Source organism: Asaia sp. A2, assembly GCF_057319415.1.
The window spans coordinates 191242-211580 of record NZ_JBXWTO010000005.1; the positions used below are offsets into that span (position 1 = coordinate 191242).

Consider the following 20339-nt stretch of genomic DNA (forward strand, 5'->3'; position numbering starts at 1 on the left):
GTGAAAGACGCCATCGATGGCGCGAATGTCGTTGCCATGAGCGGCAAGGTGGCGAGACGAAAGCCAAAGACAGAGAGCAAATGCGGTCGATTTTATGCGACTGACGATGGCCTTTTCCGCCGGTCGTTTGACGAGAAAAAGCAGGATATATTCATCGGCTCCCGTATCGACGTTGTGGCGGAAACACGCGACGGGGAGAGCGGTAATTGGGGTGTTCTCCTCGAATGGATCGACCGGGACGGGATCGATCACGTCGAGAGCTTTGCAAGAGAGGCGGCTACGGGAGATTGCGCGGCTATTCGTAGTCGTCTTGCGCATGGTGGCGTTCGGCTCGAACCGGGTGCAGCCGCCAAAAATGCTTTTGCTGAATGGTTCGCTTCTATCACCTCCCCTGACAGGGCTCGTTGCGTTGAGCGAATTGGCTGGCATGAAGTCGGAATGCGTCCGGTCTTTGCTCTGCCCGCCGTCACCTACGGCGAGACACGAGAACGTGTTGTGCTCCAACGTGAGAGCCCTGAGCCTGACCTGTTTGGCGTAGCTGGCACCGTCGCGGACTGGCGTGAATCGATCGGCCTGATGTGCCGGGGCAATTCGCGTCTTATCATGGCAGCATCGGCAGCATTTTCGGGGTCGCTGCTCTATCTGATTGGCGAGGATGGCGGCGGGTTCAATCTCGTCGGTGCGTCACGCGTTGGCAAGTCGACCGCGCTACATGTGGCGGCCTCCGTGATTGGTGGCACCTCCGCGCTCGGTGCTGGCGGCTACATAAAAAGCTGGCGGGCGACGGGTAACGCGCTCGAAAGCGTGGCTCAAGGGTCCTGTGATGCGACTCTTGCCCTCGATGAGCTTGGCTCGCTGGACCCTCGTGAAGTGGGTGATGTCGCTTATATGCTCGCCAACGGCTCCGGTAAGGCGCGCGCTAACAGGACGGGTGGTTCACGCGCCATCGCGCGTTGGCGCCTCCTGTTTCTAAGCACTGGTGAGAAAGGTCTGGCCGATTTGAACGCTGAGGCTGGCCGTGCGACCAAAGCTGGGCAGGAGGCGCGTTTCGTCGATGTCCCTGCCGATGCAGGAGCAGGCTACGGCTTATTCGAGAACCTGCATCACGAGGATGCGCCCGGTGATCTGGCCGAATACCTGCGTGAAAAAACGGGCAAAATTTATGGTGCTCCCTTCCAGGCTTTTCTGAAGCACCTCACGGACTGGATAAGCCGCGATGGTCTTCCGGCTGTCCGTGAGATGCTGCGTGCTCGTGTGGCCAGGGTGTCCGCCGACTACCTCGCGAATTGGACAGACGCCTCAGGTCAGGTTCGATCCGTCGCAAGACGTTTCGCCATCGTTGTTGTGGGTGGGGAACTTGCGACGGAATGGGGGATCACAGGATGGGACGCAGATACAGCGCGTGAACTGGTCCGCCTATGCTTCCAGTCATGGCTATCGCAGCGCGGCACAGTAGGTCGTAGGGAAGATGAACAAGCCGTGGCTCAACTACGGGACTTTCTTGCCCGTCATAGTGAGGCACGCTTTGAACGTTGGATTGATCCTGGGGCTCTTGAGGGTGATCCGCCTGACGATATCGTCGGGCCGCCATCTGAGAGGTTCAGGACGCAAAATCGGGCAGGGTGGAAGCGTTGGTGCAAGCTTGGTGATAGTGTCTGGGGATGGGCTTTTTATCTGACCAGTCCAGGCATGAAGGAGGCATTGCTCGGCCTCAATCAGGTCGATGCCAAGCGCGTTTTGCAAGAGCGGGATTTCCTCGTGGCGGGCCGCGATGGGAAGTTCTCGGGACTGCACTCGCCGCCAGGCATAAAGTCCGTCCGTCTCTACGAGGTTCGATCATCTATCCTTGGGGAGAGCGCTGGCGATAGCGATTGAAGTCGGGGGCTTGCGCAAGCCGCCAAGGACGGGAGGATTAGGGCCGGGACGTTGTTCCGGCCCTTTTCGCGTGGCCTAACGGCTCTCATGCGTCTGATGCATGTCTTTGATTGTTCCAATAGGGCAAGGTCTAGCGGAACAATGAGTCTGGAACACTTTGCCGTTTCAATAGCGTTTATTTTGTAGCTTCGGAACACCTATAAGCCAGGGTCTAGACCCTAAAAGAGTACTCCAATGAAAATTGGCTACGTTCGCACTTCCTCCACAAAGCAAATCGCAGGACTTGCTGGGCAGGAGCGTGATTTGCAGGCAGCCTGTTGGTTTCCGAAGTTGATGTCAGCGGTGGGTCAGAGGCAGTGTAAGCCGTCGTTCGAGCGTCTCAATCTGCCTATCATGGCTGCGCGACGTGCTGACACGCTTGGTCAACGGGCATCCGGCAGCCCGGATTGGCGAACTTCCGCCAATGTCCCAAATCGCCAATGGCTGATTAGGGGGGGGAGCCGAATGTCGGCTATCTGGACGCGATAACCGAAAGCGGTCATTCCCTGAGCTATTGTTCATGATAACTACTGACCAGCATATGTAGCTCCTATGACGGTGCGGCAATGTCCGGAAAGCTGAAACCGACCGTTCGCAATGCCAGGCAATCCGCAAGCTAAGGGTCGTTACTCAGCGAGTCGCCAGTCTCTTCGGTCTTATCTTCATCGGAGTAGCTTTCTTTTGCCTCGGCGAGCTTGGTCAGCTTTTTGCCATCCCAGCACCAAGCTTGACGACGGACATTAGAAGCCAGAGACTTATACTTGGTAAAAACCCTCCGTTCCTCGAACAAGACCCAAACGATCCGGGACTCGGTGGCCGTCAGATACGCAAGCAGTGTCTCCTTGTCGAATACTAGAGAGGTGTCCTTTCCGTTATCAGTCACCGCTGCAATTGTTTCTCCAGATGCATCCTTCCAGCTACGTGAACCGTCCCATTTAGCCATGCTATTGATTATGAGACCCGAAGCTGGTGCATAAAGCGGACGCGTTGAGATCTCTGTGCAGTCAAATTGCGTAACGATCACAGATGCCGGAATGCCAAATTCTGTTTCGAATGACCATTGGTTAGAATGTGCATGTAGGGCCGCGCCTCTGGGAAATTCGCCTTGGTATAATTGGCGAAACGCAGGCATGTCCAAGTTCGGAATGGAAGAATTAAAAGATTTCTTCAGCGCTGCCATCTCTCTCTCGGGAACAAGTAGCGCTACCACGCGCCGAAATGCATCGAAACGGCGGCTATTAAACTCGTCGTTATGTTGCCAACTTTGATAGCCCGCCAGTAAGAGCCATTTTTCGCTGACCAGTTCGAGTTTTCGGCTGACAAAAAGCTCGGCCGCCCAGTCCTTGGCATTGCGCATCTCGACCTGGGTGGATGGCGCGACGGAAAAATCTGGGATGGACATTATTGGAGGCGGCAGTGCCAGATCATCCGGCAAGTCCGTCGGATCAAGCGTGCGAAGCTCAACTGCCTGCAAGTCGGTTGGGTTTCGAGGCGTTTCCCATGGGCGTGGATTGTAGGGAACGCTATCGTGGATTTGACCTAGTAGTCGCGCCAGAAAAATCCACTGATGCTTCTTGCTGACGCGCCGATGGCGATTAGGTACGCCCCGTTCCTGGCCATGTTCCTCGGAGAGCTTCCAATCGTAGGCAAGAGCGAATCTATGAGCGCTATCATAGCCAAGGTCTAGGATCTGCTCGACGATCCACTGGTTGAGGCGCTCAAACGTCAGGCCGGCGGCGGCAAGGTTGAAATCCCTCGCGGCAGGCTCGACGACGTAGAGCGCGAAGTCAGGTTGTAACTGTTCCCCCAGTTTGAGGTTCGCCGGCAGGTCCGGATGCGCAGCATCAAGCGCCGGCCAATCCGGAAACGTAAATTTCAGCGGCCACGCGCTTACATAGGGTGGCTGTACCGATGCTAAAGCCGGTGTGTGAGCCATGGTGCCTGCCGCGATGCCCTCCTCGACAATGAGCCGCCCCAGATCCCGCAGCAGCACATTCTCAGGCGGCATGCCCGAAGCGAAGAAGCTGTCGAACACGATATCGGCGATCCTGCCCCAATAGGCCGGATCTTGCTTCAGCAGGCCCGTACCATACGCCGAATTTAGCACTCGCTCGCGTACAAAATCATCGTCGCACTTAATGAAATAGTCTAACAGTTCACTAGATATCGGCTGTGCTAAGAGGAGGCGCGTCAGGGCCTCGGATGCCTCATCGCGAATTAACAGGTCCGCACTGCCAGTACACCAAGCTAAAATAATGCCAAACAGAATGGCTGACTCAGTTGACAGATGCGAAAGGTTTTGACGCCGGCCAAGACTGACGAGCTGGTACCCTGACCCCCGTTGCTCCCAAGCCTGCTTTAATGCCGATGTCCACAAGGCGTCTCGGTCAAGATGCTGATATCGCCGAAGCTGCTCGTCGAGCCACTTTGCATTTATTGGATGCCCTGGCACCGCAGCTACCGCGAGAGCCCGGTCGAAAACGTCGATGAGATCGACGAACCTACCATGGTGCAACACCCAGGCCGTGCTGGTGAAACTGGTGAGATCTCGCCAGGCCAAAACACCCAATGCAAGCATCGTCACTTCCAGATTGGTAGCAGTCGGCCTGAGAAGATCCGCGATCTCAACACCGTAAATTTCTGGCAGAAGGATCGAATAGGCCTGCAGGAGGCCCGCGTTTTTGGACACGTTATCCGATGTTGCCGCTAGCGCCGCTAAGTCTCCTAAAAGGAACCGCGCACGCACGGTCGCCTCGTCCTGGTCTGCGATACTCGCTTGCGCAATCAGCACATCACCCAAACGCTCGAAGGCGAACCGGAGGAACAAGGCGCCACTGTCGGAGGCGACCGAGACCAAGTCGGCTTCTTCCATCGCCCTGAGCAAGGATCTCGATGCGACCTGCGCTGGCCGAATGCCCGTGAGGACCATCTGGGCATCGGCCAGCGGTAATAGGCGAACGCCTAGTTGGCCCATGGACCGGGCAAGGGCAAGGGCCCCGTCTCGCACCGGATTCTCGAGGCGAACGTCGAAGTCAAGCAGTTCGGCTGCCTTCTCGTTCGCGCCTTCGAGGATTGCCGTGATTAGCTTAGTGAGGCCGATCTGGCCGCTTGGAATGCGATCCCACTTCATGCTCACTGCCGCTCGGCAGACCAGGTGAAGGAATAGCGGATTGGCGAACTCAGGTTGCGCGACCACTTCAGCTGGCGGTCCAACTTTATAAAAGGCCGCAAAGGCATATGCGGCGTCATATTCGCAGCCTGCAAAACCTGTATGCACAAAAGAGGGGAGGTCGTCGGCTGCGACCCCAAGCGCATCCTTTATGAAGATGTCCCGGCAGGTGAGGAGCAGTTTGATCGGCTGCCCTACAAGGTCCGCCTTGAGTTGAGGAAGCCAGGATCGCCATTGCTGCCGATCGGGGGTCTCATTAATCGCATCTACGCAAAGCAGGAACACGGCATTTGTGCCCTCGGCGAACGCGGCCAACATGCCCAAGATCTCGGACTTGCTCGTCGAAGCCCCGATACCGAGCTTGCTTGCCACCACACTCCACAGGTTTTGGCCGTGTGTTATTTCTTGTCCGAGTATGACCAATGCCCCTCGCCCGACGGATATCCGTTCCTTGGTTGTATCGATCGTGGTATGAGTCTTGCCGATGCCGGCAGCCCCTCGCATGAGCAGTATGTCCGCTCCGGCTGCGACCGCAGCTGGACTTTCGGCAAATGTGAGTATGTCGCGTAGGAGCGCACATGCCTCGCGAGCGTGATCGAGATCTGCGGCGGGGAATACGCACTGATAGGCAGCCTGAAATTGTCTCCATCTAATATTGTCGTTCTGAGCGCCATGCGTGCTGTCAAATGCAACTTTGACCTCGGCTTCTAGAGAAAGGGCGATGGAAAGCGTGTGACTGGCGAGCCTATGCAGCGCTAAGCGGTCAGTTTCGGTAAAGCGCAGCTCCTCGACCGCGGCAAAGCAAAGATTCGCATCGCGCAGGGCCGCCAGTAGCTGCGCGGACGGACCCGGGTGCGCTTTGGGGGGCCTGTCACTCCAGACACGAACTGCCTCGCCCAACCGCTCAACCCAGCCCTGATGGACCGCAGGCCAACTCGGATCGAGGCCAAAGGCTTTGATCGTATCGCCGGCGTCGTTTCCGACCCGAAGGCGAGGTGAATATCGCGGGCCGGCTACGCCCTCAGCCACGGTGGCGGCACTTTCAAGGGTCGCCATGCTTAGATGCGGCGAGCCGAACCAGTACAATATACGCCCATCAGAGTTGTCCATGCCGAGGAGGCGAGACTTCAACTCGCTCTCATACCACCACTCGACTGTTATCGTGACGCCACGTTTGCAGGCGCGAGCAATTAGGCCTTTTCGCCAAGTCTCTAGCTTCTCCGCCTGGCCTTCGCCTTTACGCGCTTTGACCGTCGGCGTCGGGTCAAATGGCAGAGTGACGATATAGGTTTGAAGGTCAGGATGATTGTCGAGGGCTGCGTCGAGCGACTTTTCGAGCTGGGAAAGATGTGCAGCCTTAAGAGGCAGAAAGTATTTCGATTGAAGACCGATAACTCCCCCCGTGGGTAATCGCCAGATTGCCTCGACGCCGCCATCGCCGCCCGCTCCGCGATACCGCTCATACCGTGAGCCTGCAGCTATGCTGAGCCGATGGAAAATTTGTGCGGAGAACTCTTCAAAGCCCTCTCTCTTGTCACCGCGTTCCGCACGAATTTTTGAAAGGTCAATATCAGGGGTCATTCGCCAGCCGCATTAGTGAGCCTCAATAGACTGTCTCGTTTATGCGAAAAGCAGCATTACGTCATCTAGCCTCGCCATAGCCGGTCTATTTCTCCCGCTCCCCTCAGCCAAGCTCTATCGTAGAAAATGCCCGGTATTCGACTGGAAACCTTCCCTCCGCCGGCGGCCTAAAAATGGCCACGGAGTTCGAATTAGAGTTTTCGCAACTCGCCTGACGATGTCGGCGTTCGGGCAACCACTATCACTACTTCGACGTCTGCCTTGAAGGCGGAGCCGGAGGTCAAAGATGCGATCTCCGGACGTTAATCTTTATTCTTCGATTGCCGCGCGAAGTTTATAGTGGCTGCGAAAGAGTATCACGTTGTGCTCTCTAGAGCCGGCGTATCCGGGGCAATCTGTCGAAGCGCCGCAAGTTCACGATAGAGCGTCGACCGACCAAGCCCAAGTTGCCTGGCAGCCTGTGCCGGGCGGGTGCCAGCGGCAACCAGCTTCAGCGCTGACGAAAGCTTTTCCGGGTCAAGCCCCGGACGACCCGGCACTTTGCCGCGAGCACGCGCAGCGGCAATGCCATCGCGTGTACGCTCAATGATGAGGCGGCGCTCGAAATGCGCGATAGCACCGAAGACATGAAACACCAGTTCTCCGGCGGCTGATGAGGTATCGAGGCGCTCTTCCAATGAGCGGAATGCCAGCCCATGTGCCTTGAACGCATCAATGGTTTCCAGCAGTTCTTTAAGTGAGCGCCCAAGCCGGTCAAGTCGCACCACGCAAATAGTGTCGCCCGCGCGGCAAAAGCCGAGCATTTCGGTCAAGCCCGGGCGATTAAAGTTTTTGCCGGAGATGATGTCGTTGAAAACGCGGATCGCACCGGCTTCCTGGGTCAGTCGGCGGCGTTGGGCCTCCAGGTCCTGGTCACTGGTAGAAACGCGGGCATAGCCCAACACGTCCGGCATCGCGTTATTTCGTCCTTAATTCGCTCGGTTTGTGGACAAGCATCCAGCACAAACAAAAGCCGGCATTCACCGTCCCTAAATACCGTCCACAAACCCATTCTGTCCAGAAATTTGTAGATGCCCTTTATGGACGATTTCGGGATCGCGTCGGATGATCCATCGCAATGCCACCTCTCCCCGGGCGTGGCATCGCGCCACGGTCATGTTGCTGAGCCTGCGCATCGACTGACCGGTTCCGCATGCCAAGCGCTCCAACAACTCCTGCGTCGGTTCGACTGCATAACGCTCAAGGTCAGCCGCGTTGCATGACGTTGGAGAAAGTCGTGCCGGGCAGGCCATGCACCAGTTCCATCGGCGTGTCGATCACACGTTCCACCACACCGCCAACCTGTGGTCGCCCAAGCGGTCGTCAGTCGACCACGATATCATACTGGGCGCATCCGCGCTCCGGCGCTTCCGAATGGCACTCGGTCGCATTGTCTACACCAATGCGGAGTGGCCGCCCTCTATGACCGGCCACTCCGCATCGACCTCGATTGTGGCCAGCCAAGCCTGTTTGTCCGTGGCGGTATGCGCGAGGCATAGGCCGACACTGGTCGAGGACCTCAAGATAAAAGGGTGCGGCTTGATCGCGCTCAGCGTGAGCGGTTTCACACCCGACAGGACGAACCCGACCGGCAAGCTCATGCTCACCATGCAGGCGGCCGTCGCTGAATTTGAGCGTGATCTGATGAAAGAGCGTCAGGCTGAGGGCATCGCGAAGGCTCAGGGTGGCGGCAAATACGAGGGGTGTAAGCCCTCTGCTCGTAATCAGGCAGAGGGAGTTAAGTCTCTGGCGAGCCAGGGCGTTTCGGCAGCCGAGATTGCGAGACGCCTTAAGATCGGGCGCACCTCTGTTTATCGGTGTTTGGGGCGCGTGGCGTAAGCTGAGCCGCATTGGCTCCGAAGGTGAGGCGCGGCGCGCGGGCAGCGCGAAGGCTTCTTTCCCGCCGCTTTTTCAATTACGGACATCACACCGCATACGGGACCGTCTTTGTTGCAAGATATGCGCCTAATGCATATCTGAGGATGCTCTCATTGATCGCCGCTTACAGAGACAATGATGGGTTGGTTAGCTGGGTAAAGCGCCGATGGGCAGTGAGAGCTAGGATTTTCCTAACGTTTCATCCAACGTTACCCACACCTTCCACACCTTTCTCTTTATCGGGTGAGGATTGGTGTGGGGTGTATAAACAAATTAATATCAGTATGTTGCGTCGTGGTCCACACCTCCCACACCTCCCACACCTATTTTCTGTATGGGTAGAGAAAGAGAGAGGGTGTGGAGCACCTGAACGCATGCGTCGAGCGCATATCCCAGAACAGCCGAACTGATCGTTATTGCAGTTTGCGCGTGTTGCCCTCTTTGTAACCAGGCTCACCCGATCTGGTTGGCGCTGATCAGCCGGGCCCCTCGAAGTGACCTGAAAAATTTGGGTCCCTCCTAGAGAGATCCCCTGCCGGGGATTGTTCGCACCCCGGGCGGCCACACTCTTCGATAATATCAAAAACAGGTTGGTGTTGTTGTTGTTGTCGTAACGACAGAGCAAGCGATGGCAGGGGTTAGGTCTCCAATGAGAGAAAATGCGTCCGTTTGCATCCGAGCGCCGATTCTAGCGTTGGTGCGCTCTGTGGCTTACAGCGCAGAAAAAATGAGACAGATGACTCCGGAAATGCTCCGGATCACAGGAGGCGCGATGACAACGCAGATCACTTCGCACGGTAGCGCGAGCAAGACACTGATTTTTTTGGAGAAAATGGTGCCGACACTCGGAATTGAACCGAGGACCTACTGATTACGAATCAGTTGCTCTACCCCTGAGCTATGTCGGCGTCCTTGGCGCGGTGCTATAGCCGAGACTGGGGGCGACTGCAACAGGGCAAACACCTATCTCTCAATGGAATCGTCCGCTACACTATGATTCATGTCTGATCGCTTCCACAAGCGTCTCTGGCGCAACGCTGTCACCATGACTTCCGCAGTGCCTCCCATACCGACCCTCAAGGTCGTGGAAGGTTTGCGAGAGTGCCCTGACTGCGGCCTTTTTCAGACCGTGCCGCGCCTGAGGCGGGGTCAGGTCGCCTATTGTACGCGTTGCGATGCCCAGTTGGCACGCAGGCGTCGAACGCCGCCCATTGCGGCGCCTACCGCTTTCTGCCTGGCCTCCGCAGCGCTTTATATTGCACTGCTCATCACGCAGCTTCTCACCATCAATGTGCATGGGCGGGTCAACACAGTCACCATTCTCACCGGGCCGATCGAACTTGGTCGGGAAGGGTTTGGTGAGATCGGTTTGATCGTCGGGCTGACGACGCTCATCATGCCCGGCGTTGTCATTGCCCTTATGGGGGCGATTCTGGTGGGGGCCAGCCGTCGTACCATGCCGGATTGGGCGCCACGCCTGATGTCCTGGTACGAGCGGCTACGCGAATGGTCGATGATCGAGGTTTATATCCTCGGCGTGTTCGTCGCCTATACCAAGCTGATCGATCTGGCGATTGTCGACCTTCAGGCTGGTGTCTTTCTGATTGCGGCGCTCATGATCACCATGGCAGCGACCGACTCCACACTCGATGTTGAGCGTATCTGGGATAATCGCGATATCCGTGAAGAGATGGAAGATGGTCAGGGCCGCATCCTGCCGGTCGAGCACCTTACGGCGACTGACGAATCGATGCCGCCCATTCAGCACATGCTGTCCTGTCATTCCTGCGGGCTGGTCATGGCGTTCGATCACGAGGTGTCGCACGAAGGGGATATGGGCGATTGCCCGCGATGCCATCAGATCCTGCGTCGACGTAAATCGAACAGTCTGAGCAATGCGGCTGCCCTGCTTCTGGCCGGGATCATCTGCTACATTCCGGCCAACATGCTGCCTGTGATGACTTACACCAAGATGGGTCAGCCCGACACCAGCACCATCATTCATGGCGTGATCGAGCTTTGGCAGTCCAATCTGATTCCGCTCGCCCTGCTGGTACTCTTCGCCTCCATCACCGTGCCGGTACTCAAGATCGTCTCACTGGCGCTGATGGTTCTCGGCACGTGGCGCAAGCAGAAGCGTGGACTACGCCTGCTGACCAAGCTCTATCGTCTGATCGATATCATCGGGCGCTGGTCAATGATCGACGTTTTCATGATCTCAATTCTTGTTGCGATCGTTCATTTTAATTTTCTCGCCAATGTTTTGGCTGATCCGGGTGTGGTTTTCTTCACCATTGTCGTCATCGTGACGATCTTTGCGGTGCATAGCTTCGACCCACGCAGCATGTGGGATGCCGCAGGGGAGAACGGTCCTGTACCGGCTCCTCGCGAGGCAAGACAAAATTCCGACCAAGGGGGGATCTCTGAGGCCGGTTCTTCATTTCCTCCTCACGATATGGAGCCTGAGCGCGCGTGAGCGATAATAACGATCAACCCCGGCAGCCGACTCCCGCCCCCAAAAAGGCGGGTATCAGAAAGACACGTTTTTCTATTGTCTGGCTGATTCCTATTCTCGCTATAGTCATCGCAGGGTGGCTTGCCTGGCGCAGCCTGGCCAATCGTGGGCCGGATATCACTATTACTTTTGATACCGCTTCCGGCCTGACCGCCGGACAGACACAGGTCAAGAACAAGGCCGTTACGCTGGGTACGGTACAGGATATCAGCCTGACACCGGACATGCGTCGCGTGATCGTTCATGTACGCATGAATGGTGATACGGAAGACATTCTGACCGACCATACGCGCTTCTGGGTGGTGCGCCCCCGCATCAATGGGGCCAGCATCACCGGGCTCGAAACCCTGCTTTCCGGTGCGTATATCGCGATCGATCCGGGTGAGAAGGGCGGTCGCTACGAGACCAATTTCACAGGGCTCGAAGCCGCACCTGGCGTGCGTTCCGACCAGCCAGGCTCCACCTTCATGCTGGTCACGCCGACGCTGGGGTCGATCGGTGAGGGGGCTCCCGTATTCTTCCGCGACATGTCTGTAGGCGAGGTTCTTGGCTATACTATGCCGCCGGGGGGCGAGGGACCGATCATGGTCCAGGTTTTCGTCAAATCACCCTATGACCATTACCTTCGTACCGATTCGCGTTTCTGGAACGTCTCAGGCGTGCAGGTGGGGCTCGGTGCCGGTGGCCTCAAGGTCCAGCTGACCTCACTACAGGCGCTTCTCTCCGGTGGTGTGGCCTTCGGCCTTCCGACGCGCCGCCTGAAAGTAGATGCCCCGCAGGCACCGGCCAACTCGGTGTTTCGTCTCTATGCGAGCCAGGCTGAGGCCGACAATGCGCGCTATCATCAGCGTGTGAAGGCAGCGACCTATATCGACAGCTCAGTGAAGGGGCTGACATCGGGGGCCTCTGTCAGCATGTTCGGTATCCAGGTGGGCAGCGTGACCGATGTCTCACTCAAGGTGAACGAGCAGGACGCTACGGCACGGGTGCGCGTGGAAATGGAGCTCGAACCCGAGCGCGTTCTGAACAGCGAGGAAACATCGCGAGACTCCCAGCACAAGCTGCTGGAGGCTTTCGTTGCCAAGGGGATGCGCGCCTCAGTCGAGAGCGCCAGTTTCCTGACGGGCGAATCGATGATCGGTCTGCAATTCATCAAGAATGCCAAGCCTGCGTCGCTGACTTATGAGGACGATGTGGCCATCATTCCAAGTCAGCCTGGTGGAATTGATGGCATCATGGCCTCAGCTGCCACCACCATGGACAAGGTGGCTGCCATGCCCCTCACCCAGATTGGCGAGCATCTGAATGATCTTCTGGCCCATGCGGACCAGCGTCTGGCAAGCCCCGAGGTCAAGCAGTCGATCGTCGCACTGCGCGATTCACTGCGTCATATCTCGGAGCTGACCCAGAATGCGAACGAAGGCATGAAGCCGCTTCTCAAGAAGCTTCCTGCCATGAGCGACGCCCTTCAGGGCACACTGAAAAATGCGCAAACCGTTCTCGCAAGCTATGGTGGCGATACCGATTTCCATCGGGATCTGCAGGCCATGATCACGCAGCTCAGCCAGGCAGCACGCTCCATTCGTTTCCTGACGGATTATCTCAACCATCATCCTTCAGCCTTGATTACGGGACGCCACTGACGTGCAGATTTTTTCCTTCCCTCTCCTCGGTCAATCGCGTTCCCCGTCAGTGGGGCGCGTGATGCCTCGGCTATGCGCCAGCGCGTTGATGCTGGGTGTCATGGGCACTGCACTGACCGCCTGCGGCAGCGACCCAACGCTTTATTCTGTGGCGGCCGTTCCTGGTGTGGCGCAATCCGGTGGGCCGGTTACGGTAGAAGTGCGAACCCCGGTCGTGACGGCCAGCCTCGATCGCGACGAAATCGTGCGACAGGACAAGGACTACAAGCTTGAAATTGCCAAAGGGAATGCCTGGAGCGAGCCGATTGGTGACATGATTGGTCGTGTCCTTACCCATGATCTGGCCCAGCGCCTGCCGGGCAGCACGGTTTTTGCGCAGAACGATGCCGTCTCGACCAAGGCACAGGCTTTCGTTGAGGTCACGATCACGGCGTTCAACGCCGATCAGCAGGGTAACGCCCTGCTGACGGGATCGCTTTCGGTGCATGGCGATAAGCCGGGTATCGGCCCCAACCTCACTGTGCCGGTGCAGCTTCAGACCCATCTGGACAACAAACGGCCTAACACGCTCGTAGCGGGCCTCAGTACATTAACCGGCCAGCTTGCTGATCTGGCCGCGCAGAAAATTCGCGTCCTGCCGGTGTTGCCGATCACGCCCTGAAGGTAAGCGGGGCTTTGCCCCGACCCCGTTGGGGAGGCAGGTTTGCCTGCCCAGTGGCAGAGGGCATAAAAAAACCCGCCTCCTTTCGGGGGCGGGTTTTTTTGTCTATCGCGAGACGCTCAGAGCTTTTCGACCTGAGTGTAGTCCAGTTCCACCGGGGTGGAACGACCGAAGATCGAGACGCTGACCTTGAGGCGCGAACGCTCTTCGTCCACTTCCTCGATAACGCCATTGAAAGAGGTAAACGGGCCATCGGCCACGCGGATCTGTTCGCCAATCTCGAAGGTAAGCGCAGAACGCGGACGCTCCACACCTTCTTCCGCCTGCTTGAGCATACGCTCGGCTTCGGCTTCAGTGATGGGCGATGGACGATTGCGCGTTCCCAGAAAGCCGGTGACCTTGGGTGTGTCCTTGACCAGATGCCATGCATCATCGGTCAGTTCCATTTTCACCAGCACATAACCGGGGAAGAACTTGCGCTCGGCATTGATCTTGCGACCACGACGAACTTCGGTGACGTCCTCTGACGGAACCAGCACTTCCTCAAACTGGTCGCTTAGACCCTTCTGGGCTGCCTGTTCCTTGATGTGGGTCGCAATCTTCTTCTCGAACCCGGAATAGACATGCACGACGTACCAACGCTTAGCCATGGTTGTTCGTCTTAGCCTCCAACGCCAAAGAGTTCGCGCACGCCAAGCCCGATGACCTGGTCGACAACGAAAAAGAAAACAGAGGTAAGGGCAGCCATGGCAAGGACGGCGCCCGTGGTGACCAGCGTGTTACGGCGCGTCGGCCAGGTGATCCTGGTTGCTTCCGTACGCACGTCTTTCAGGTACTGAACCAGATTGAAACGTGCGGCTGGTTTGGACGAGGGTTTCGGGGCATCTTTCGAAGCGCCTCCCTTGGAGGGCGAAGACTGCTGCGACCCATGTTTTGGGGTAGTGACCGACACCGTCATCCTCATATTCTTCAGAAAGCCGCGCGTGGCGGAATACCGCGCCCGACTCCGCTCGCTGGGGCAAACCAGCGGCTGCGGCGTGGTGGCAGGGGCGGAGGGTCTCGAACTCTCAACCTCCGGTTTTGGAGACCGGCGCTCTAGCCAATTGAGCTACACCCCTAGCGTCGTCCGCCTGGTCAACCGTCGAGGATGAAACATCCGGTCGGGTTGGGTCATGACGAGACCACTTGCGGCGTAATGCGGCGCTCGGGCTTTTAAGTCAAGAGATCATTTGCAGTTTTTCGAGCAAAACTGTCTCTTGCTTCAGTGCGGGATCGGCGTTAGGGAGAGCCATCAGCTGAAGCGCGGGCGTAGCATAGTGGTAATGCAGTAGCCTTCCAAGCTTCTGAGGAGGGTTCGATTCCCTTCGCCCGCTCCAGCCGATATCCCTCCCGGAAAAATCAGTCCTTTTTCAAGGCGAATATCTCACGCCCTGCCGTGGGCTGACGCATGTCGCCCCGTCATTCCGTCGCGCAGGACCGGTGGCTTGCATGGGCCGAGGCAAATTGCGTGATCATGAGGGCAACCGGCGCGTCGCCCACATTCCCGGACAGATGCCCTGCATGGCCCTGCGCATCGGGTTTTGCCCCGACATCCTCACTGAGAAGAGCATCACCGGGGTTCAGCTCGACGCGCGTCCCATCCATGCTCTGCACAAACCAGACGCCCTGAATGGGGATGATCCATTGCACGCTCTCAGGGGCGTGCCAGCCACCCTTCCAGTGGGCGGGCTGAATGCTGGTCACCATGCGCGCCTCACCCTGCTGGGCATGATTCACCCACTGCGGATCGGCGTGGGCAGCAAGGCGGCTCAGGGTGAAATTCTTCAATTTGCATTTCGTGAGATGGCTCACACCCTGCGCATCAGTCCAGTTATCCCAGTAAGGTACACCGGCAGGTTGCTCGACGGATGGCGTCTCGGGTTGGGCGAAAGCCGTGAAGGGCATCATCACTGCCAGAATCGAAATAGAAGATAGCGTGCGGCGACAGGGCTGGGGGCGGGCAAGGTAGGCGGCAAACATCAGGCAAGGGGGCCTTTGGCTCTTTGTTGGGGGTGGTGACGGGGTTTTGGCAAAATCACACGCATAAGTGCAACCTCGGGAACAAACTGGCCCGTCATCGGGTGTCCCGGCGGGAGAGTCATGGCGCTGCCTTGAGCTCGCGCGTGCGCCAACATGAAAGGCCGGCATCCGGGCAGGTGTCTTGTGCCAGAAGAGAGAGACAACGCTGCGATTTCGTTGCCTTGGGCCATAGAGTGTCAGTTGCGCTTTGCGCGGCCTGCGTGCTAGACGCCCGGCGAGGCCTGATCCGTTATTGCGGAATCGGGACGAACAGTCTCGTTATCTGAGTCATGATCGATCGGTTCCATGAACGATGCGTCGGGCATATGCCCTGCAGTGTGGTCGCGATGGTCATCAGGATGTTTGTGTAATTGGGGTGGGAACGCCGGACGTGACAGTGGTCGAAACAGCCGAGGCACCGCAGGTCAGCATGGATGCGTCGGGGGGCATGGCGCAACGCTACGCTCTCGCGCTCTATGAATATGCTGAAGAGAAATCGGTGCTCCCTGAAGTGCTGGATCAGGTGCGCGCCCTGCGCAAGCTGATTGCGGAAAGTGCGGCACTGCGCGAGTTTCTGGCCGACCAGAGCCTCGATTCCCGACAGGCAGGTCAGGGCCTGGAGGCTGTTCTCAAGGCGCAGGGCTTCAGCGAGACGCTCAAGCGCTTTGCTGGTGTGGTGTCACGCAACCGTCGTGCATCACGCATTGATGAAATTCTCGGTGCCGTCCTTGCCCTCGACGCCAAGCGTCGTGGTGAGACGATTGCCGAAGTGCGCAGCGCGCAGCCTCTGACGGCTGGTCAGCGCAGTGCCTTGCAGACTCGCCTGGCCGAGGCGGGCTATGCCCGTGTCTCCATGATCGAGCGCGTTCAGCCCGAGCTGATCGGTGGTCTCGTCGTGCAGATTGGCGCCAAGCTTTTTGATACCTCCATTCGCGGGCGTCTGACCCGCATCCAGAATGCCATGAAGGGAGCCGCGTGATGGATATCCGTCCCGCAGAGATTTCGGACATCCTCAAGCAGCAGATCGCGTCCTTCAATGACGAAGCGCAGGTCTCCGAGACGGGCACCGTCCTGTCCATCGGTGACGGTATCGCGCGCGTCTATGGCCTGTCGAATGCCATGTCCGGCGAAATGGTCGATTTCCAGGCCACGGGCGACCGCGGCATGGTGCTGAACCTCGAAGAGGACAGCGTCGGTATCGTCGTGTTCGGCGATGGCGATGGCATCCGTGAAGGTGACACCGTCACCCGTACGGGCGCCGTGGTTGAAGTGCCGGTCGGCAAGGGTCTTCTGGGTCGCGTTGTTGACGCGCTCGGCAACCCGATCGACGGCAAGGGCCCGTTGACCGACGTCGTCATGAAGCGCGCCGAAGTGAAGGCTCCGGGCATCATGCCGCGCCAGTCCGTGTGCGAGCCGATGCAGACCGGTATCAAGGCGATCGATGCCCTCGTGCCGATTGGCCGCGGTCAGCGTGAACTCGTGATTGGTGACCGTCAGACCGGCAAGACCGCCATTCTGATCGACACCATCGTGGCCCAGAAGCCTGTCAACGCCACGGGTGACGAGAAGCAGAAGCTTTACTGCATCTATGTTGCGATCGGCCAGAAGCGTTCGACCGTTGCCAACCTCGTTCGCACGCTGACGGAAGAAGGCTCGATGGAATACTCCATCGTTGTCGCCGCTACGGCATCCGACCCGGCACCGATGCAGTACCTCGCACCGTACTCTGCCTGCTCGATGGGTGAGTTCTTCCGTGACAACGGCATGCACGCCCTGATCTGCTATGACGATCTGTCCAAGCAGGCCGTGGCCTATCGCCAGATGTCGCTGCTGCTGCGTCGTCCGCCGGGCCGTGAGGCTTTCCCGGGTGACGTGTTCTATCTGCATTCGCGTCTGCTCGAACGCGCTGCCAAGATGTCCGACGAGTTCGGTGGTGGTTCGCTGACGGCTCTGCCGGTCATCGAAACGCAGGCTGGTGACGTTGCCGCCTACATCCCGACCAACGTGATCTCGATCACGGACGGTCAGATCTTTCTTGAGACAGATCTGTTCTACAAGGGCATCCGCCCTGCCGTGAACGTCGGTGGTTCGGTGTCGCGCGTCGGCTCCGCAGCCCAGATCAAGGCGATGAAGCAGGTTGCCGGCAAGATCAAGCTGGACCTGGCCCAGTATCGTGAGATGGCTGCGTTCGCGCAGTTTGCTTCCGATCTTGATCCCGCAACCCGCAAGCAGCTGGAACGCGGCGCCCGTCTGACGGAACTGCTGAAGCAGCCCCAGACCTCGCCGCTGCCGGTTGAAGAGCAGGTTGTGGTGCTGTTTGCCGGTACGCGTGGTTTTGTCGACGTGGTGAAGGTCGATCAGGTTGTTCGCTACGAAGCCGCCCTGCTTGCCGAGATGCGCGGCCCGGGCAAGGACATTCTCGACGCCATCCGCACTGATCGTCAGATCAAGCCGGAAGTCGAAGCCAAGCTGACCGAGCTGCTTACGGCGTTCAACAAGCGCTTTGCAGCCTAAGGACGGATCATGCCCTCGCTGAAGGAACTACGCGCCCGGATCGCGGGCGTGAAATCACAGCGCAAGATCACGAGCGCCATGAAGATGGTCGCAGCTTCCAAGCTGCGCCGTTTTCAGAAGCATGCCGAGGCCTCGCGTCCCTATGCTGCTGCCATGCGTCGCATGCTGGCCGAGCTGGCTGTCGCAACAGCTGGTCAGGGCGAGTTGCCGATCCTGCTCGAAGGCGGCAAGGGATCGACCCATCTCGTTGTTCTTCTGACCAGCGATTTCGGTCTCGCCGGTGGCTTTAACGCCAATCTGGTGCGTGCAACGCGTCAGATCGTGGCGCGTCTCGAAGCACAGGGCGAGACGGTGCGCATCCTGCCCGTCGGCCGCAAGGGCGGCGATGCCATGGCGCGCATCTTCCCCACCAGGCTTGTTGATCGTATCACGGGCACAGGCGGCCGCGAGGTGCAGTTTCAGGCTGCTGCCGAGCTTGGCGAGTGTGTGACGGAATTGCTGACTTCCGGTCAGGTCGACCGCGTGACGGTTGTGTTCAATCGCTTCGTGAACGCCATGACGCAAACACCGACAGAAGAGGCCCTGGTGCCCCTGTCGGTGCCGGAGAACGACAACCAGACAGAATATAGCGCTCAATACGAATTTGAGCCCAATGAAGCCGAGCTGCTCGCTCAGCTTCTGCCGCGTAACATCCAGGTGCAGTTCTATGCAGCGCTTCTCGAAAGCGCAGCTGGCGAGCAGGGCGCACGCATGACCGCCATGGATAACGCGACACGGAATGCAGGCAAGGCGATCGACTCTCTGTCGCAGCGCTATAACCGCACCCGACAGAGCAACATCACCAAAGAACTTATCGAGATCATCTCCGGCGCTGAAGCCGTCTGAGACTTTTACGCAGGAGCCGAAATACGATGTCCGAAACTCTGTCGTCTGCCAGCAGCAACGTCGTGGGTCGCGTGACGCAGGTCCGCGGTCCCGTGGTCGATGTCCAGTTCGAAGGCACGCTGCCGCATATCCTCAATGCGCTGCACGTCCAGATTGGCGACCAGACCCTTGTGCTCGAAGTGGCACAGGAAATTGGTGAGCGCGAAGTGCGCTGCATCGCCATGGACAGCACCGACGGTCTGGTCCGTGGCAGCGAAGTGAAGGATACCGGTGCCCAGATCACGGTGCCGGTTGGCCCGGCGACGCTCGGCCGTATCCTCAACGTCATCGGCGAGCCCGTCGATGAGCGCGGCCCTGTCGTGTCCGACAAGCACTATCCGATCCACCGCAAGGCTCCCTCCTTCGAGGACCAGGCCGCGGCTTCCGAGATTCTGGTCACCGGCATCAAGGTTGTCGATCTGCTCTGCCCGTACCTCAAGGGCGGCAAGATCGGTCTGTTCGGCGGCGCTGGCGTTGGCAAGACCGTCATCATCCAGGAACTGATCAACAACATCGCGAAGGCTCATGGCGGCGTGTCCGTCTTTGCCGGTGTCGGTGAGCGTACGCGTGAAGGCAACGACCTGTATTTCGAAATGCAGGATGCCGGCGTGATCAAGATCGGTGAAGACGGCTCGACGGCTGGCTCCAAGGTGGCGCTGGTTTATGGCCAGATGAACGAGCCGCCGGGCGCCCGCGCCCGCGTGGCCCTGTCCGCCCTCTCTCTCGCAGAATATTTCCGCGACGAGGAAGGCCAGGACGTGCTGTTCTTCGTGGACAATATCTTCCGCTTCACCCAGGCCGGTTCGGAAGTCTCGGCTCTGCTGGGCCGTATTCCTTCGGCCGTGGGCTATCAGCCGACGCTGGCCACCGAGATGGGCGCCCTGCAGGAGCGCATCACCTCCACCAAGAAGGGCTCGATCACCTCGGTTCAGGCCGTTTACGTGCCTGCCGACGATCTGACCGATCCGGCTCCTGCTGCGACCTTCGCCCATCTTGATGCCACGACCGTGCTGAACCGCTCGATCGCGGAAATGGGCATCTATCCGGCAGTTGATCCGCTTGACTCCACCTCGCGCTCGCTCGACCCCAAGATCGTCGGTGAAGAGCACTATCAGGTGGCCCGTGACGTGCAGCGTATCCTTCAGACCTATAAGGGCCTGCAGGACATCATCGCGATCCTGGGCATGGATGAGCTGTCGGAAGAGGACAAGCAGGTCGTGGCGCGCGCACGCCGCATCCAGCGCTTCCTGTCGCAGCCTTTCCACGTGGCCGAGGTCTTCACGGGTTCGCCGGGCAAGCTGGTCGCACTCGATGACACCGTGCGCAGCTTCAAGGCCATTGTGGCCGGTGAGTATGACCACCTGCCGGAAGGCGCTTTCTACATGGTCGGACCGATCGAAGAAGCGATCGCCAAGGCCGAGAAGATGAAGGAGTCGGCGTAAG

The 20339-nt window shown here is 58.5% G+C and carries 14 protein-coding genes and 3 tRNA genes; 10 read left to right on the plus strand and 7 right to left on the minus strand.

Annotation, left to right across the window (positions count from 1 at the left end):
- On the plus strand, positions 1-1875 hold the full coding sequence (locus ACWNRM_RS06355) for a DUF927 domain-containing protein (protein WP_485169896.1): 1875 nt from the start codon (positions 1-3) through the stop codon (positions 1873-1875).
- Between the two features lie 655 nt (positions 1876-2530).
- On the opposite strand, the gene ACWNRM_RS06360 is transcribed toward ACWNRM_RS06355, so the two are convergent.
- Both ACWNRM_RS06360 and ACWNRM_RS06365 read right to left on the minus strand, forming a co-directional pair.
- Entirely contained in the window at positions 2531-6664 is a 4134-nt protein-coding gene (locus ACWNRM_RS06360; RefSeq protein ID WP_485169895.1) for a hypothetical protein, read from the minus strand.
- A 356-nt stretch (positions 6665-7020) separates the two neighbouring features.
- Positions 7021-7617 (minus strand): recombinase family protein, encoded by a 597-nt coding sequence (locus ACWNRM_RS06365; RefSeq protein ID WP_485169894.1) that lies wholly within the window; start codon positions 7615-7617, stop codon positions 7021-7023.
- A gap of 301 nt (positions 7618-7918) precedes the next feature.
- Between ACWNRM_RS06365 and ACWNRM_RS06370 the strand changes: the two genes are divergently transcribed.
- Entirely contained in the window at positions 7919-8542 is a 624-nt protein-coding gene (locus ACWNRM_RS06370; RefSeq protein ID WP_485169893.1) for a recombinase family protein, read from the plus strand.
- 872 nt (positions 8543-9414) lie between these two features.
- Here ACWNRM_RS06370 and ACWNRM_RS06375 read toward each other — a convergent pair.
- A tRNA-Thr gene (locus ACWNRM_RS06375) sits at positions 9415-9489 on the minus strand.
- A gap of 92 nt (positions 9490-9581) precedes the next feature.
- On the opposite strand from ACWNRM_RS06375, the gene ACWNRM_RS06380 reads away from it, so the two are divergent.
- Genes ACWNRM_RS06380 through ACWNRM_RS06390 form a run of 3 tightly spaced genes read left to right on the plus strand, consistent with a single transcriptional unit; the run spans position 9582 to position 13400 of the window.
- Complete coding sequence (locus ACWNRM_RS06380) at positions 9582-11057, plus strand: paraquat-inducible protein A (RefSeq protein ID WP_485169892.1); 1476 nt, start codon at positions 9582-9584, stop codon at positions 11055-11057.
- Complete coding sequence (locus ACWNRM_RS06385; protein WP_485169891.1) at positions 11054-12739, plus strand: PqiB family protein; 1686 nt, start codon at positions 11054-11056, stop codon at positions 12737-12739. Before ACWNRM_RS06380 ends, ACWNRM_RS06385 begins: the two co-directional genes overlap by 4 nt.
- Position 12740: 1 nt before the next feature.
- Complete coding sequence (locus ACWNRM_RS06390) at positions 12741-13400, plus strand: PqiC family protein (RefSeq protein ID WP_485172176.1); 660 nt, start codon at positions 12741-12743, stop codon at positions 13398-13400.
- A gap of 119 nt (positions 13401-13519) precedes the next feature.
- Here ACWNRM_RS06390 and nusG read toward each other — a convergent pair whose 3' ends face one another.
- The 3 genes from nusG to ACWNRM_RS06405 form a co-directional block, all read right to left on the minus strand.
- Positions 13520-14050 carry a transcription termination/antitermination protein NusG gene (nusG, locus tag ACWNRM_RS06395; RefSeq protein ID WP_023979810.1) on the minus strand — a complete coding sequence of 177 codons (531 nt, stop codon included), beginning with the start codon at positions 14048-14050 and terminating at the stop codon, positions 13520-13522.
- Between the two features lie 11 nt (positions 14051-14061).
- The gene (gene secE, locus ACWNRM_RS06400) at positions 14062-14358 is read right to left on the minus strand and encodes a preprotein translocase subunit SecE (protein ID WP_485172177.1); all 297 of its coding nucleotides are present in this window, start codon (positions 14356-14358) and stop codon (positions 14062-14064) included.
- A gap of 83 nt (positions 14359-14441) precedes the next feature.
- Positions 14442-14518, minus strand: a tRNA-Trp gene (locus tag ACWNRM_RS06405).
- 184 nt (positions 14519-14702) lie between these two features.
- On the opposite strand from ACWNRM_RS06405, the gene ACWNRM_RS06410 reads away from it, so the two are divergent.
- A tRNA-Gly gene (locus tag ACWNRM_RS06410) sits at positions 14703-14776 on the plus strand.
- Positions 14777-14858: 82 nt separating this feature from the next.
- Here the strand turns inward: ACWNRM_RS06410 and ACWNRM_RS06415 are convergent.
- The gene (locus tag ACWNRM_RS06415; protein WP_485169889.1) at positions 14859-15419 is read right to left on the minus strand and encodes a cupin domain-containing protein; all 561 of its coding nucleotides are present in this window, start codon (positions 15417-15419) and stop codon (positions 14859-14861) included.
- Positions 15420-15888: 469 nt separating this feature from the next.
- Here ACWNRM_RS06415 and atpH point away from each other — a divergent pair, with 469 nt between their 5' ends.
- The 4 genes from atpH to atpD are packed head-to-tail and all read left to right on the plus strand — an operon-like array spanning position 15889 to position 20338.
- Positions 15889-16437 carry an ATP synthase F1 subunit delta gene (atpH, locus tag ACWNRM_RS06420; RefSeq protein ID WP_485170044.1) on the plus strand — a complete coding sequence of 183 codons (549 nt, stop codon included), beginning with the start codon at positions 15889-15891 and terminating at the stop codon, positions 16435-16437.
- A complete protein-coding gene (gene atpA, locus ACWNRM_RS06425; protein WP_485169888.1) occupies positions 16437-17972 on the plus strand; it encodes a F0F1 ATP synthase subunit alpha in 1536 nt (511 codons plus the stop codon). The genes atpH and atpA overlap by 1 nt, the downstream gene beginning before the upstream one ends.
- Before the next feature lie 9 nt (positions 17973-17981).
- Positions 17982-18857 (plus strand): F0F1 ATP synthase subunit gamma, encoded by an 876-nt coding sequence (locus tag ACWNRM_RS06430; RefSeq protein WP_485169887.1) that lies wholly within the window; start codon positions 17982-17984, stop codon positions 18855-18857.
- Positions 18858-18883: 26 nt separating this feature from the next.
- On the plus strand, positions 18884-20338 hold the full coding sequence (atpD, locus tag ACWNRM_RS06435; RefSeq protein ID WP_023979815.1) for a F0F1 ATP synthase subunit beta: 1455 nt from the start codon (positions 18884-18886) through the stop codon (positions 20336-20338).
- Position 20339: the final 1 nt, after the last annotated feature.

What these genes read in the sequence shown, in the direction of transcription:
- ACWNRM_RS06360 (WP_485169895.1), bottom strand. Translation starts at nt 6,664, where the DNA reads ATGACCCCTGATATTGACCTTTCAAAAATTCGTGCGGAACGCGGTGAC.
- ACWNRM_RS06365 (WP_485169894.1), bottom strand. Translation starts at nt 7,617, where the DNA reads ATGCCGGACGTGTTGGGCTATGCCCGCGTTTCTACCAGTGACCAGGAC.
- ACWNRM_RS06380 (WP_485169892.1), top strand. Translation starts at nt 9,582, where the DNA reads ATGTCTGATCGCTTCCACAAGCGTCTCTGGCGCAACGCTGTCACCATG.
- nusG (WP_023979810.1), bottom strand. Translation starts at nt 14,050, where the DNA reads ATGGCTAAGCGTTGGTACGTCGTGCATGTCTATTCCGGGTTCGAGAAG.
- secE (WP_485172177.1), bottom strand. Translation starts at nt 14,358, where the DNA reads ATGACGGTGTCGGTCACTACCCCAAAACATGGGTCGCAGCAGTCTTCG.
- ACWNRM_RS06415 (WP_485169889.1), bottom strand. Translation starts at nt 15,419, where the DNA reads ATGTTTGCCGCCTACCTTGCCCGCCCCCAGCCCTGTCGCCGCACGCTA.
- atpH (WP_485170044.1), top strand. Translation starts at nt 15,889, where the DNA reads ATGGATGCGTCGGGGGGCATGGCGCAACGCTACGCTCTCGCGCTCTAT.
- atpA (WP_485169888.1), top strand. Translation starts at nt 16,437, where the DNA reads ATGGATATCCGTCCCGCAGAGATTTCGGACATCCTCAAGCAGCAGATC.
- ACWNRM_RS06430 (WP_485169887.1), top strand. Translation starts at nt 17,982, where the DNA reads ATGCCCTCGCTGAAGGAACTACGCGCCCGGATCGCGGGCGTGAAATCA.
- atpD (WP_023979815.1), top strand. Translation starts at nt 18,884, where the DNA reads ATGTCCGAAACTCTGTCGTCTGCCAGCAGCAACGTCGTGGGTCGCGTG.